We start from the raw sequence: 13,857 nt of genomic DNA on the forward strand, positions 1-13,857 counted from the left end.
CCGTGAGGGCCTCCCTGAGGGAATCAGATTCCCATGCCAGGACTTAAGGCAGCGTTATGGGTGCGGCTGAGGCTCGGCAGCTCAGGTCGAAAGATCTGGCCACGACCAGCGGGCGCGGGGTCGAGTTGTCCGTGAAGGGAACCTTCACGGACTCTGATTCCCTCAGGGTTCCCCTCACGGACCTCAAAAGCGATTACGAAGTCGCGGCGTGGAGAGCGGCGATGTAGCCGTAAACGACGCCTTGGCCGATCGTCGCGCCCGCGCCCGGGTAGGAGGTGCCGAAGGCGTTGGCCGCGGTGTTTCCGATCGCGTAAAGGCCTTCGACGACTTCGCCGTCCTCGCGCAGGACGCGGGCGTGTTCGTCGGCGACCAGGCCGCCGCAGGTGCCGAGGTCGCTCAGCACCACCTTGACCGCGTAGTACGGGGCGCGGCGCAGCGGGGCCAGGTTCGGGTTGGGGCTGATGGTGGGGTCGCCGTAATAACGGTCGTAAGCGCTGTCGCCACGGCCGAAGTCGGGGTCCTTTCCGTTGTCCGCGTAGTTGTTGAACTGCTGGAAGGTGTCCTGGAACTCCCCAGCGGGGACGCCTATCGCAGCGGCGAGCGCGCCGAGGTCGTCGGACTTGTGCGCGATTCCGGCGCGGTACCACGAATCCGGGATCGGCTGCCGCGGGAAGCAGCGGCCCGCGAGGATGTAGCTGTCGCGGTAGCGCTGGTCGAACACCAGCCACATCTCTTCGACCGGCGCGCCGGCCCGTTCGCGCGCCAGGATTTCCTGGCCGAACGACATGTAGTCGATCGCCTCGTTGATGAACCGCTTCCCGGTCTGGTCGACGATGAACGAGCCGGGCAGCGACCGTTCGGCGAGCATCACCGCCGGGGCGCGGCCGGGCACCGGGGCGAAGGCCGGGAACCACCAGGCCTGGTCCATCAGCGCGATGCCCGCGCCGAGTTCCTGTCCGGCGAGAATGCCGTCGCCGGTATTGCCTTCCGCGCCGAGGCTGGCGTGGTCGCCGAGGCGCGGCGACTGGAATTTGTGCCGTGCCTCGACATCGTGGTCGAAGCCGCCCGCGGCGAGGACTACGCCACGGCGCGCCAGCACGGTGACCTCTTTGTCTCCTTGCCGCAGCACGGCACCGGAAACCCGGCCGTCGTCCTGGAGCAAGCGCACGAGGGTGGTCTCTGTCCACACGGGAATGCCCGCGCGCAGCACGCCCGCGAACATCCCGGCCGCGAGCGCTTGCCCGCCCGCGAGGTAGTCGCGGCCGATCAGCATGCCGCCGATGCCTAGCGCGGCCCGGGCGAAAATCCGCGGCAAGGCCTTCAACGGCTTGCGCGCCACCAGGTTCATCCACTTGTAGTCCGCGCCGGTGACCGGCATCGGCACCGGGGCCTCCATCACGCCGGGGCGGAGCCGGGGACGTTCGTCGCCGAGCACGGAAGCGTTGAACGGGCGGCATTCGCACGTCCGGCCTTCCGGACGGCCGCCGGGCTCCTCGGGGTGGTAGTCGGAGTAGCCCTTCGCCCAGAAGAAGCGCATCGGAGTGGTGCGGCGCAACATGTCCACGGCGGCGGAACCGTGTTCGAGGTAGGCACGTCCGCGTTCGGCCGGGGCCGAGTCGCCGACCACCGCGTTCAGGTACGTGCCCGCGTCGGCGGCCGCGCGTGGTCCGGTCTCGGGCAGCGCGGCGTTTCCCGGGATCCAGAACGCGCCGCCGGAGCGCGCGGTGGACCCGCCGACGTAGCTGGTCTTCTCGACGACCAAAGTGGACAGTCCGCGTTCGTGGGCGGCGAGCGCGGCGGCCATGCCGGTGCCCGATCCGATGACCAGGAGGTCGACCGTCGTGTCCTCGGCCGGCACGAGGGCGGGCATTTTCTTCTTCATGTCCTTCGGACTCCAGTTCGGTTAGCGGCCGAGGAACGCCAGGACGGTGGCTTCCCAGGCGGCCTTCTGTTCGATCATGACCCAGTGCCCGCAGTTCGGGAAGATGTGTACCTCGCCCCGGGGAAGGGTGCGCATCGGGAGCAGCGCCATGTCGACCGGGCTGACGCGGTCGTCGCGGCCCCAGGTGACCAGGGTGGGGAGGTCCAAGCGGCGCAGTTCGGCCCACGCCGGGGTGGTGTCCGCGCTGCGGGCGGCCTGCGCCATCCGGGCCAGCGCCGCCGCGCCGTACATCCGGCGAGAGTTTTCCAGCGTCGCGGGATCTGTGGCCTGCTGCCAGCGGTCCTCGATCATCTCGTCGGTGACCAGCGCCTGGTCGTAGACCATCGAGCGCAGCCAGGCGATCAGCGCCGCGCGGGTCGGGTTCTCCACGAACTCGCTGAGCCGGACGATGCCTTCTCCCGGCTGGGTGCTGAAAATCGGGGTGCCGATGCCGCCGACCGTGACCAGCCGGTCGACGCGTTCGGGGGCCGAGAGCGCGTAGTCCGTCGCGACGAACCCGCCCATGGAGTTGCCCACGACGCGCACGCGGTCGAGCCCGAGGCCGTCGAGGAACGCGCCCACGGCGGTCACGGCGGACTGCATCGGATGGACCGCGCCGAAGTCGTCGCTGACCCCGAAGCCGGGGAACTCCAGCACGAACGTGCGGTAGTGCGGGGCGAACGCGGGGAGGTTGGCGCCGAAGTTGCGCCAGCCGGTCACGCCTGGCCCGGAACCGTGCAGCAGGACCAAAGGCGGGCCGTCGCCGCTTTCCCGGTAGCGCAGGACTCCGTGTTCGGTGGGCAGTTCGAGCAGTGCGGGCGCGGGTTCGGCGGTCATGGCTCGACTCTGCCAGCGAGGCCGGTGCCGGTCCGGCGGCTTTCCCGATCAGCGGACACGTCCGTACCGGCCGCGGAAGAAGACGAGCGGGTCGAGGTCCGACGAGTGCAGATGCCGCACCCGGGAGACGACGATGGTGTGATCGCCCGCCGGATGTTCGGTGTCGAGTTCGGCTTCGACCCAGGCCAGGGAACCGGCGACGACCGGCGCGCCCGAGGGCGAGGGCGTCCAGTCGATTCCGGCGCACTTGTCGGCTCCGCTGGCTGCCAGCCGGCGGGACACTGGTTCCTGGGCTTCGGAAAGGATGCTGATCGCGTAGCAGCCCGCGGCCCGCACTCGCGGCCAGGAGGTGCTGGTCGCGGCCGCGCAGAAGGCGACCAGCGGCGGGTCGAGGGAGACCGAGGTGAAGGAGTTCGCGGCCAGTCCGGTCGGTTGGCCGGTGTCCGGGTCGATTCCGGTGATCGCCACTACCCCGGTGGCGAAGTGGCCGAGCACGGATCGCAGGTGGGCGGGGTCCGCGGTAAACGACGTCATCGAGCTGCCTCCTTCGCCGCGGCACGCCCGGCCCGGCGGCCGTAGAAGCTGCCGTCTCCCAACGACGCTCCGCTGACGTAACCGCCGGTGCAGATACCCGCTGTGCAGCGGCCAGCCGCGAACAGGCCCGGGATCGGCTCCCCGGACACGTGCAATACCCGCGAGTCCAGGTCGGTCCGGAGTCCGCCCAGCGGGAATCCGGCGGTGGCACCGCGCAGGTCGAAGGCGGCGACCGCGCCGGTGAGCGGCCGGAGCCACTGTGGTTTCTTGCCGAACAGCGGGTCCCGGCCTTGTGCCGCATAGGTGTTGTAGAGAGTGACTGTGGTCTGAAGGGCCAGTTCCGGCAGGCCCATGTCGGACTCCAGTTCGGCGACGGTCTCAGCGGCCCACGTCGGCGGGACGCGGAAGACGGGCGTGGCGGTCACGGTCGCGAGGGCTTCCTCGTGGGCCTGTTCGTCGATGACCAGGAAGGCCTGATTGCCCTGGTGGAACAGCGTCGCCTGGCCGATCCGGCCGGGGTAGGTGTCCTCGGTGACGTAACGCTGGCCTTGGGCGTTGACGAGAATGCCGCGTGCCAGCAGTTGCGGATCGCCGAAGAACGCCACCTCGGTCGCATCCATGTGCGCGGTGGCCGCGCCGAACGCGGTGGCGGCCAGGATGCCGGCGCCGTCGTGTTCCTCGATAGCGGCTCCCGGACGGCCGATCAGCTGCGGCGCGTGGTCGGCGACCATCCGCTCGGAGTAGGCGAATCCACCGGTCGCCAGGACTAACCCGAGGTCGGCGCGCACGGCGATGTCCTGGCCGTAACGCCTCGCGAGTACGCCGACGACCCGCTCGCCGTCCACGATCAAGCGGCTCAGGCGGACGTCGTAAGCGACCCGTACGCCGAGTGCTTCAGCGGTTTCCGCGAGCGGCTTCATCAGCATGTAGCCGCCGCCTTGTTCGCCGGTGCGCTTGTCGCGCATCTGCGGCACGTGCCCGCGCGGCGCGGGGGTGGCGACGGTGTTGAACGGGGCCGCGTTCTCGCCGCCGGAATAGGCAAGGCCTTCGTCGTGCGGCGGTTCCCAGCCAGGTTCGTCCCAGAGCGCTTCGCGGAACGGGACGCCGTTGCCCACCAGCCAGTCGTAGTGCTCCAGGCTGCCGCGGCAGTAGTCGGCGATCTTGGCTTCGTCCGCGCCGGGACCGACGGCCGCGAGCAGGAACTTCTCCATGTTCTCCACCGTGTCCTCGAATCCGAGGGCGCGCTGGAGCGGAGTGCCGCCGCCGAGGTACACGAACCCGCCCGCCAGGGCCGCTGCGCCGCCCCAGCCGCTCGTGCGCTCCAGGATCAGGACCTGCGCGCCCGACCTCGCCGCTTCGACGGCGGCCGATACGCCGGCGATGCCGTACCCGGCGACCACCACGTCCGCGCTGTCGTGCCATTCGGCGATCGAGGCCGCTGACACCGGGCGCGGGTTGTCGGTCGTCATGGATCAGTCCTTCCTCGTTGCGGGGTTGCGGGGCTGGTCGTCCGTGAGGGGAACCTTCACGGACTCTGATTCCCTCAGGGTTCCCTTCACGGACGTTCGGAGCCCGCCATGCGGGCATCAATCGGGCGCTTCGGCGGCTCTGGCGTCCTTTGTGGACGGTCCGGCAGGCGTGGGGCCACGCAGCCTGAGCCCCTGGCATTGACGTCAGCGGTCCGTGAGGGGCCCCTTCACGGAATCTGATTCCCTCAAGGAGTCCTTCACGGACCTTCCTAGGCAAGGAGGTCCCGCATCAGCTGCCAGAGCTTCTCGCGCGCGGGTTCGGTCAGGGACAGCGCCGGGATCGTCAGGAAGCCATGGAACAGGCCCTCGAACCGGAGAGCAGTGACCTCGACGCCCGCGTCGCGGAGCTGCCGGGCGTAGTCGTCTCCGGCGGTGCACAGCGGGTCCAGCTCGGCCGTCGCGACTACGGCGGGCGGAAGGTCCGCGAGTGACTCGGCCCGGGTCGGGACCAGGTACGGGCTGTCGGTGCCATCCGGCGCGTATTGCGCCCAGTACCAGCGCATCGCGGTCTCGGTGTTGTAGTAGCCCTCGCCGTAGCGGCGGTAGGACTCGGTGGCGAAATCGTCGTCGATCACCGGGTACAGCAGGACTTGACCGGCGATGCTCGGGCTGCCGCGGTCGCGGGCCGCGAGGCATACCGTGGCGGCCAGGTTGCCCCCGGCGCTGTCACCGGCCACGCCGATCCGGGCGGGGTCTCCCCCGTATTCGGCGGCGTGCTCCGTGGCCCAGACGAGCGCCGCGTACACGTCCTCCATCGCTGCCGGGCCGGGATGTTCCGGTGCGAGCCGGTAGTCGACGGCGACCACCACGGCCTCGACGGAGGCGGCCATGGAACGGCAGAACTCGTCGTGACTGTCGAGGTCGCAGAACACGAAACCGCCGCCGTGTGCGAAGACGAGCACCGGGAGCGGCGTTTCGTGGTGCGGCGCGTAGATCCGCAGCTTCAGGTCCCCGCCGGGGCCGGGGATGACGCGGTCCTCCGCGATCCGCATGGCGGGCTGGCGGGTCAGCGGCGCGCGCCGGGACCGGATGATCTCGCGCAGCTCGGCGGGGTCGTGCTGGGTCACGTCCGGCAAGGCCAGCCCGGCCAGCATGGCTTTGACCTCGGAGGTCGCGGGATCGTCGAGGACGAAGCCGCGGTAGCCGTCGGCCGCGATGTCGTCGCAGATCGCGCGGTATTTGCCGAGCCCGCCGATGTACGGCATGAAGACCCGGGGTTTGCCGGGGATGTTCGCGCCCAGGTACCAGGAGTTGGCTGCCGGGAACAACGTCGCCGCCGCGTTGGCGTTGCATTCGGCCACCCACGCGGTGACGGCGTCTTCGGTTGCTTCGATCGTCGTGACGCCGTGGTCGTCGAGGAAGTCCAAACAGGACGAGATCCAGTCCACGTGCTGTTCCGCGGTCAGCACCATGTTCGCCAGGACGCTGGGGCTGCCGGGGCCGGAAACCACGAACATGTTGGGGAACCCGGCGACGGTCAGCCCGAGGTAGGTGCGCGGGCCCGCCGACCATTCGTCGCGCAGCGTGCGCCCGTTCCGGCCGCGGATGTCGATCCTCGACAGCGAACCAGTCATCGCGTCGAAGCCGGTGGCGAAGACCAGCATGTCGAGTTGGTGGAGCGTGTCCTCGGTACGGACGCCGTCCGGGGTGATTTCGGTGAGCGGGGTGCGCCGAAGATTCACGAGCGTGACGTTTTCGCGGTTGTAAGCCTCGAAATAGCCGCTGTCGGTGACGATGCGTTTCGTGCCGATCGGATGGTCGTCCGGGATGAGCTGGTCGGCGATGTCCGGGTCGTGCACGAGTTCACGGATCTTGGCTTCGACGTATTCGCGGGCGGTGTCGTTGGCGGCGAGGCTCGTCATCTGGTCCGGGAACGCCTTGGCGAACAGATATCCGCCGCGTTCCCACCACTGGTCGTAGATCCGGGTCCGTTCGGCGGCACCGACTTCGAGCGCGCCGCGCGGATGCGGGCTGTTGGGCGTCCCGCCGCCGCTGACCCGCGACAACCGCCGCCGTTCGGGATAACCGGCTTTGATCTCCGCGACATATTCCGGGGTCAGCGGACGGTTCCGGGCGGGAATCGAATAGTTGGGGCTGCGCTGGAAAACGGTCACGTGCGCCGCGGTTTCGGCGATGACCGGGATCGCCTGGATCCCGGACGAGCCGGTCCCGATGACGCCGACGCGTTTGCCCGCGAACTCCACGAGGTCGTGCGGCCAAGCGCCGGTGTGGTACAGCTCGCCCGCGAAGGTGTCCCGTCCGGGAAGGTCCGGCATATTCGTGGCGGACAGGACACCGGTTGCCAGCACGAGGAAACGCGCGTCGACGGTCCGGCCGGTGTCGGTGCGGACCGTCCACCGACCGTCGTACTCCGCGCTGGTCACCCGGGTCGAGAATTCGTACGCCGAGCGCAGGTCGTGCCGATCGGCGACGTGGCCGAGATACCGCAGGATCTCTTCCTGTTCCGCGAACCGCTCGCTCCACGTCCATTCCTGTTGCAGTTCTTCGTCGAACGAGTACGAGTAGTCGATGCTTTCGACGTCGCAGCGGGCACCCGGATACCGGTTGTGGTACCAGGTGCCGCCGACCCCGGCCGCGCTGTCGAAGCCCCGCACGCGCATGCCGCGGCCGCGGAGTTTGTGCACCGCGTAGAGACCGGCGACGCCGGCCCCGACGACGACTGCGTCGAAAGAGTTTTCCACGATAGTCCTTCGTTCAGGCGTCCGCGGCGGCTTGTTTCATTTCCTTCATCCAGAGCCATTCGTGACCCCAGTAGCTGTCCGCAGTGATTTCTTCGGCGGTGTAATAGCTTTCGTCGACGAGCTGGCCGCCGTAGCCGTACTCGATGTCCCAGCCGCCGGGGACGCGCACGTAGAACGAGATCATCTTGTCGTTGGTGTGCCGGCCCAGCGTGGAGGAAACCGGGAAATCGCGGGCCATCACCTGGTCGTAGGCGCGGCCGACCGCGTCGAGCGAGTCGACCTCCACCATCACGTGGATGAGGCCGGGATCGCGGCCCTCCAGGCTCGGCATGATCGCCAGGCTGTGGTGGCGCTGGTTGATCCCGAGGAACCGGATGCGCAGCGGCCCGGCTTCGGGCGGCCCCGGCATCCGGAACGCGCCGCGCGACCGGAAGCCCAGCGTCTCGGTGTAGAAGGCGAAGGACTCGTCGAAGCTGGTGGTCGGCATGACCACGTGGCCGAGACCCTGCGGTCCCGTGACGAATTGATGGGCGTATTTGGTCACCACCGGGCTGTGTTCGAGCACCGGCCCGTGGAAGAACTCGAGCGGGGTGCCGCCCGGATCCTTGGCGCTGAAGCCGGCTTCGACCTTGCGCCGATCCGCCAGCTCCTGCGACATCGGCGTGCACTCCACCCCGGCGTCTTCGAGCGTCGCCCAGAGCCTGCGCAACGCCGGCGCGTCGCGAACCTCCCAGCCGACTGCCGTCACACGGTCCGCGTCGCCGTGCTCGACGGTGATGCGGGACGGGCGTTCGTCCATCCGGAAGTGCAGCGCGTCCTCTTCGTCGCCGAAGCCCGGCGCGAACCCGAGCACGTCGAAGCCGAGTTCACGCCAGCGCTCCAGGTCGGTGGCGATGACCCGGACGTAGCCCAGTGCCTTGATTTCGCTCATTTTCGGGGTCCTTTCTCAGATCATTACGCGCAGCGGGCCTTGCGGAACCTCGACGTCCAGTGACGCCAACGCAGCCGCGTGGTAAGTCGTACTGGTGACATGGATCGCGTGATGCAGACCCGCGTGCGCGTCCCGCCAGAACCGCTGCAGCGGGTTGTCCATCCGCAACGCATTCCCGCCCGCCCGGTCGAAAATCTCGTCCGCGGCACGCACCGCCCGCCACGCCGCACGCGCCTGATCCCGGCGGATCCGGGCGCGGGTAGCGAAGTCGATCTCCTCGCCGCGGTCGACCATGTCCCACACCCGGTCCACATTGGACAGCAGCTGCTGGCGCGCGGCGTCGATCTCCGAGGCCGAATCGCTCAGCGCGTGCAGCACGTACGGATCGTCCTTGACCAGGGTGCCGGTCGCTCCGACACGGTTGCGCTGGTAGTCGATCCCGGCGGCCAGCACGCCCTCGCAGATGCCGATGGTGGCCGAGGTGATGCCCAGCGGGAAGATCGTCGACCACGGCATCTTGTACAGCGTCTCGGTGACGCCGTACTCCTTCGCCGCGCTGCCGTCGATGACCTTGTCCGCGTCCATCACCCGGTACGCCGGGACGAACGCGTCCCGCACCACGATGTCCTTGCTCCCGGTCCCGCGCAGGCCGACGACGTCCCAGGAATCGTCGATGATCTCGTAGTCCGCGCGGGGCAGGATCACGTGCATGCTGTGCGGCGGCATCAGCGGCTGGCCGTCCTGGCCGCCGAGCATCGCGCCGAGGAAGATCCAGTCGCAGTGGTCGGTTCCCGAGGAAAACTGCCAGCGGCCGTTCAGCACGAAACCGCCGTCCGCCGGGACCGCGACACCGGCGGGCATGTACGGGGACGCCTGCCAGGTGTCGGTGTCGTCGCCCAGGATTTCCTCCTGCACCTTCGGATCGGCGAACGCGAGCTGCCACGGATGCACCCCGACGATGCCGCCCACCCAGCCCGCCGAACCGTAGATGCTCGCGGTCTTCATGACCGTCTCGGCGAATTCGCGCGGGTGCGCCTCGTAACCGTTGTACTTCTTGCGCTGCAGCAACCGGATGAGGCCCGCCTGCTTGAGCCGCTTCGCCATGTCGTCGGGCAGCCTGCCGAGCGATTCGCCTTCCTCGGCGCCGGCCCGGAGTTCGTCGGCGATCGCCTCGATGTTTTCGAGCACTGATTTCGGCATAGGGGCTCCTTTTCGCAGTGGGTCGAGCTTGCCAACCGGGAAGCCGGATCCGCCCCGGTCTCCTGATGAGTGGAACAGCGCGTTCAGTACTCGATGGCGATCTCGTCGCTGACCGGTTCCGCCTGGCACGCCAGGACGTAACCCTCGGCGAGATCGTCCTCGGTGAGGATCTCGTTGCGTGCCAGGTTCACCTTGCCTTCCGTCAACGAGCACACGCACGCACTGCAGGCGCCTTCCCGGCACGAGTAAGGCGCGTCGAGCCCCGCGGCCAGGAGCGCGTCGAGCAGCTTCTGCCCAGCCGCCCACGGCACGATGTGGTCGTCGCCGTCGAGGGAGACTCGCACGGTGCAGACCACCGATCCGCTTTCGGCCGCCTCGTCGGTGAAGGGATCTTGCTGCAGCGAAAGGAATTTCTCCGAGTGCACCCGGCTTCCGGGGATTCCGGCGCGGGCGCAGACGTCCGCCGCCAGCTCCATCAGCGGCTCCGGCCCGCAGAGGTAGACGTCGCGGTCGGCGAACGGGCGCAGCAGCACCGTCAGCTGATGCCGGGTGGGATAGCCCTGCAGCGATTCCAGCAGGTGGAGCACGGTGAAGCGGCCGGGGAACCGGCGCTCCAGGGCGGCCAGTTCGGCGGCGAAGATCACCGACGCCTCGTCCCGGTTCGCGTAGATCAGCACGACCTCGCCGCTGCCGCCGAACAGGATCGACTTCGCGATGGCGATCACCGGCGTGATCCCGCTGCCGCCCGCGAGCAGCACCACGGACTGGTCCAGCGACGCGGGCGAGAACGTCCCGGCGGGCGGGAGGACGTCGAGTTCGTCCCCGGCCGCGACCGAGTCGCACAGCCAGGTGGAGCCGTGCCCGCCCCGCACGCGCTTGACAGTGAACTTCATCGCCGGGTCGCTGTGCGGCGAGCTCGAGAGCGAGTAGCACCGCGCTCCGCCGCCGGGCACCCGGACGGTCAGGAACTGCCCCGCCCGGTAGCCAAACGCGCTTTCCCCGACCGGCTCCACGACGAACGAGCGCGCGTCGGCGGTCTCCGCCACGACGGCGGTCACCCGGACCCGTCTCCCGCGCGAACCCGGCGCCGCCTCGCGGCCGGCAGTCGTTTCGGTGGACATCCACCCTCCTGGTCGTCGTCGCCCGCCGTGGCCCGGTCCGTGAGGGGAACCCTGAGGGACTCTGATTCCCTCAGGGTTCCCTTCACGGACCTCGGCGCAAGCGGGTGTGGGGAACGGTAAGGCGGCGCGCGGTTGCGGGGCGGCAGGCGTTTCGCTCACTGGGAGACCGGCCGGTTTCCCACCAAGCGGTTGCTCGGGCTTTTTCCCCGGCCCGGCTGTGCTTGCATCGCCCGCATGCCGACCACCGACAAGATCACCGACGCAGTAGCCGAGTACGCGCGCAGGCTCAAAGCGGGCGACCCGGCGCGGATCGCCGCGCTTTACGCCGAAGACGCCACCGTCGAGGACCCCGCGGGCAGCGCCGTGCGTAAAGGACGGGAAGCCATCGCCGCCTTCTACGCCGAACTCGACGGCCTCGCGCTCACCGCCGAACTGCTGACCGTCCGGGCTTCCGGCGACACGGCCGCCTTCCACCTGCGCGTAGTCACGACGACCGACGAGTTCGTCAGCTCGATCGAGCCGATCGACGTGATGACGTTCGACGAACAAGGGCGGATCACGAGCATGCGGGCGATCTGGAGCCCGGCCGACGTCGTGCACCGGCGGCGTTCCGATCAGTGAACGGTTCCCGGGTCCTCCGACCGGGCCCTTGTTACAACCGGAAGGCACCGAACTCACCGCGCCACCCACCCTTTTCAGGAGAGCGCCATGACATCTCTGCAACCGGACCAGGAAATCCGCCTGATCGAAGCGGATTCGGCGCCGGCCCGCTTCGCCCGCGGCTGGCATTGCCTCGGCCTCGTCCGCGATTTCTCCGACGGGAAACCGCACACCGTGCACGCCTTCGGCACGAAACTCGTGGTGTTCCGCGGCGCGAACGGCTCCGTCAACATCCTCGACTCCTACTGCCGGCACCTCGGCGGCGACCTGTCCCAGGGCGAGGTCAAGGGCGACGAAATCGCCTGCCCGTTCCACGACTGGCGCTGGGGCGGCGACGGCCGGTGCAAGAAGATCCCGTACAGCAAGCGCGTTCCGGTGCTCGCGCGGACCCGCGCGTGGACGACCTTGGAACAGGACGGGCTGCTGTTCGTCTGGCACGACCCGGAAGGCAAGCAGCCGACCGAGGAAGTCGCCATCCCGCGCATCGAGGGCGCGGACAGCGACGAATGGACCGACTGGCATTGGTACACGACGATCGTCAACACCAACTGCCGCGAGATCATCGACAACGTCGTGGACATGGCGCATTTCTTCTATGTGCACGGTTCGCTGCCGACGTACTTCAAGAACGTTTTCGAGGGCCACGTCGCGACCCAGTACATGAACGGCGACGCCCGCGACGACTATCCCGCGCCCGAGGGCCAGCCGAAAATGCTCGGCAGCACGTCCGTCGCGTCGTACTACGGCCCGTCGTTCATGATCGACGACCTGACCTATCACTACGAGTTCGGCGATCACCACACCGTCCTGCTCAACTGCCACTACCCGATCACGTCGGACTCGTTCGTCCTGCAGTACGGGATCATCGTCAAGAAGTCGGCCTCGCTTCCGGAGGACGCGGCCATGCAGTCGGCGATCGCACTCGGCGACTACATCAAGGTCGGCTTCGAGCAGGACGTCGAGATCTGGAAGAACAAGGCCAGGATCGACAATCCGCTGCTGTGCGAGGAGGACGGCCCGGTGTACCAGCTCCGCCGCTGGTACGAGCAGTTCTACGTCGACGTCGCCGACGTCCGCCCGGAGATGGTCGACCGGTTCGAGTACGAACTCGACCTGACCCGGCCGACGAAGGCGTGGCACGACGAGGTGGCCGCCAACATCGCCCGCCAGGCCAAGCCGACGGAGACCGCGCCGTGAGCGAACCGAGGACCGACAACCGGCTCGACGACGCGCCCATGCAACCGCTGCAGTGCCGGCACTGCGCGGCGCGGCTGCTGGTGCGCAAAAGCACCGTGCACCAGACGAGCCTGCAATGGAACGCCGAAGCCATCGAAGCCTGCGCGGAACTCGGCGCTTCGCCGATGCCCGGGCCCGCACTGGCCGGATGTTCGCGGCTCAAGGAGTCACTGGAGGCCGAAGTCGCTGCCGGGACGCTTCGGATCGTGCAACCAGCCTGATCCTCCGCGTGCGCTGTGCCCGGGCCGTTCCGGGCACAGCGCATTTTTGTGCCTGCCAGCCGGTTTACAGCCGGGCTCCGGATGCCTACACTCCAAAGTGTCAGATTCTGACAGGTAGTCTCAATCTGACATTCGCAGTCTCTGGAGGTGGTGCAATGGCGCACGTAGAGGAAGCTCCCGCCGCGATGATCGACCGGGTCGCGTCGCTCCTGGAGTCCTTCGTAGGCGAACGGCCGCTGACCCTGGCCGAACTCGCCCGCCGCTCCCACGTGCCGCGGTCGTCGGCGCACCGCATCCTGCAGCGGCTGGTCGAGCTCGGCTGGGTGGAGCGCAAGGAGTTCACCTACACGCTCGGCGTGCGCATGTTCGAGCTCGGCTCGCAGTTCACCCGGCGGCGCACCGTTCCCCGCGCCGCCGTGGCGGTGATGGCCGAGCTGCACCGGCGCCGCGGGCTGACCGTGTACCTGAGCATGCTGGTCGGTGCCGAGATCATGCACCTCGAACGGATCGGCTCGTGGCCGTCCGCGTCCGGGCAATGGGGCGCCGGCGCGCGGCAGCCGGTGCCGCTCACCGCCCCCGGCCGGGCGCTGCTCGCCACCCTGTCCCCCGACCGCTGGCCGGAACTGCGGTTCGGGCCCGCTCCCACGCCGTACTCCATCCAGTCGCGCAGCCAGCTCGTGCGCGATCTCGACCGGATCCGCGACCGCGGCGGGGTCGCGGTGGACGCGCAGGGCATTCACCGTGGCGTGACCGTGGTGGCCGCGCCCATCACCACCATGGACGATGACGGGCACTTCGCGCTGTCGGTCTGCGGGCCGACCCGGGCGCTCGACCTCGGCGCCACGATCACCGAGGTGCGCAATGCCGCCGCGACGGTCTGGAGAGTCGCCAACGGTGTCCCGACGCTGCGGCCGCTCCCCCAGCCCTCCGTCGAACTGCAACTGGCCAACGGAGGGCCCGCGTAG

General features: G+C 68.9%; 12 protein-coding genes. 4 read left to right on the plus strand and 8 right to left on the minus strand.

Annotated features, from left to right (window positions below):
* Nucleotides 1-193: 193 nt before the first annotated feature.
* The 8 genes from ACFSVL_RS23390 to ACFSVL_RS23425 form a co-directional block, all read right to left on the minus strand.
* Nucleotides 194-1,882, minus strand: coding sequence for a 3-ketosteroid-delta-1-dehydrogenase (locus tag ACFSVL_RS23390; protein ID WP_378307520.1), 1,689 nt, complete (start codon nt 1,880-1,882; stop codon nt 194-196).
* Nucleotides 1,883-1,903: 21 nt separating this feature from the next.
* The gene (locus ACFSVL_RS23395; RefSeq protein WP_378307522.1) at nt 1,904-2,758 is read right to left on the minus strand and encodes an alpha/beta fold hydrolase; all 855 of its coding nucleotides are present in this window, start codon (nt 2,756-2,758) and stop codon (nt 1,904-1,906) included.
* Nucleotides 2,759-2,806: 48 nt separating this feature from the next.
* Nucleotides 2,807-3,292, minus strand: coding sequence for a flavin reductase family protein (locus ACFSVL_RS23400; RefSeq protein WP_378307524.1), 486 nt, complete (start codon nt 3,290-3,292; stop codon nt 2,807-2,809).
* Nucleotides 3,289-4,761 (minus strand): FAD-dependent oxidoreductase, encoded by a 1,473-nt coding sequence (locus tag ACFSVL_RS23405; RefSeq protein ID WP_378307526.1) that lies wholly within the window; start codon nt 4,759-4,761, stop codon nt 3,289-3,291. The genes ACFSVL_RS23400 and ACFSVL_RS23405 overlap by 4 nt, the downstream gene beginning before the upstream one ends.
* 269 nt (nt 4,762-5,030) lie before the next feature.
* Nucleotides 5,031-7,523, minus strand: coding sequence for a flavin-containing monooxygenase (locus tag ACFSVL_RS23410; protein ID WP_378307528.1), 2,493 nt, complete (start codon nt 7,521-7,523; stop codon nt 5,031-5,033).
* A 13-nt stretch (nt 7,524-7,536) separates the two neighbouring features.
* Nucleotides 7,537-8,454, minus strand: coding sequence for a VOC family protein (locus ACFSVL_RS23415; protein ID WP_378307530.1), 918 nt, complete (start codon nt 8,452-8,454; stop codon nt 7,537-7,539).
* Between the two features lie 15 nt (nt 8,455-8,469).
* Entirely contained in the window at nt 8,470-9,654 is a 1,185-nt protein-coding gene (locus ACFSVL_RS23420) for an acyl-CoA dehydrogenase family protein (RefSeq protein WP_378307532.1), read from the minus strand.
* Nucleotides 9,655-9,737: 83 nt separating this feature from the next.
* Complete coding sequence (locus ACFSVL_RS23425) at nt 9,738-10,775, minus strand: 2Fe-2S iron-sulfur cluster-binding protein (RefSeq protein ID WP_378307534.1); 1,038 nt, start codon at nt 10,773-10,775, stop codon at nt 9,738-9,740.
* A 234-nt stretch (nt 10,776-11,009) separates the two neighbouring features.
* Here ACFSVL_RS23425 and ACFSVL_RS23430 point away from each other — a divergent pair, with 234 nt between their 5' ends.
* The 4 genes from ACFSVL_RS23430 (at nt 11,010) to ACFSVL_RS23445 (ending at nt 13,857) form a co-directional block, all read left to right on the plus strand.
* A complete protein-coding gene (locus ACFSVL_RS23430) occupies nt 11,010-11,396 on the plus strand; it encodes a nuclear transport factor 2 family protein (protein WP_378307536.1) in 387 nt (128 codons plus the stop codon).
* An 87-nt stretch (nt 11,397-11,483) separates the two neighbouring features.
* Complete coding sequence (locus ACFSVL_RS23435; RefSeq protein WP_378307538.1) at nt 11,484-12,632, plus strand: Rieske 2Fe-2S domain-containing protein; 1,149 nt, start codon at nt 11,484-11,486, stop codon at nt 12,630-12,632.
* Nucleotides 12,629-12,892 (plus strand): ferredoxin, encoded by a 264-nt coding sequence (locus ACFSVL_RS23440; RefSeq protein WP_378307540.1) that lies wholly within the window; start codon nt 12,629-12,631, stop codon nt 12,890-12,892. The genes ACFSVL_RS23435 and ACFSVL_RS23440 overlap by 4 nt, the downstream gene beginning before the upstream one ends.
* A gap of 155 nt (nt 12,893-13,047) precedes the next feature.
* Complete coding sequence (locus ACFSVL_RS23445) at nt 13,048-13,857, plus strand: IclR family transcriptional regulator (protein WP_378307542.1); 810 nt, start codon at nt 13,048-13,050, stop codon at nt 13,855-13,857.

This window comes from Amycolatopsis silviterrae, from assembly GCF_042684085.1.
GTDB classification, from domain to species: domain Bacteria; phylum Actinomycetota; class Actinomycetes; order Mycobacteriales; family Pseudonocardiaceae; genus Amycolatopsis; species Amycolatopsis silviterrae.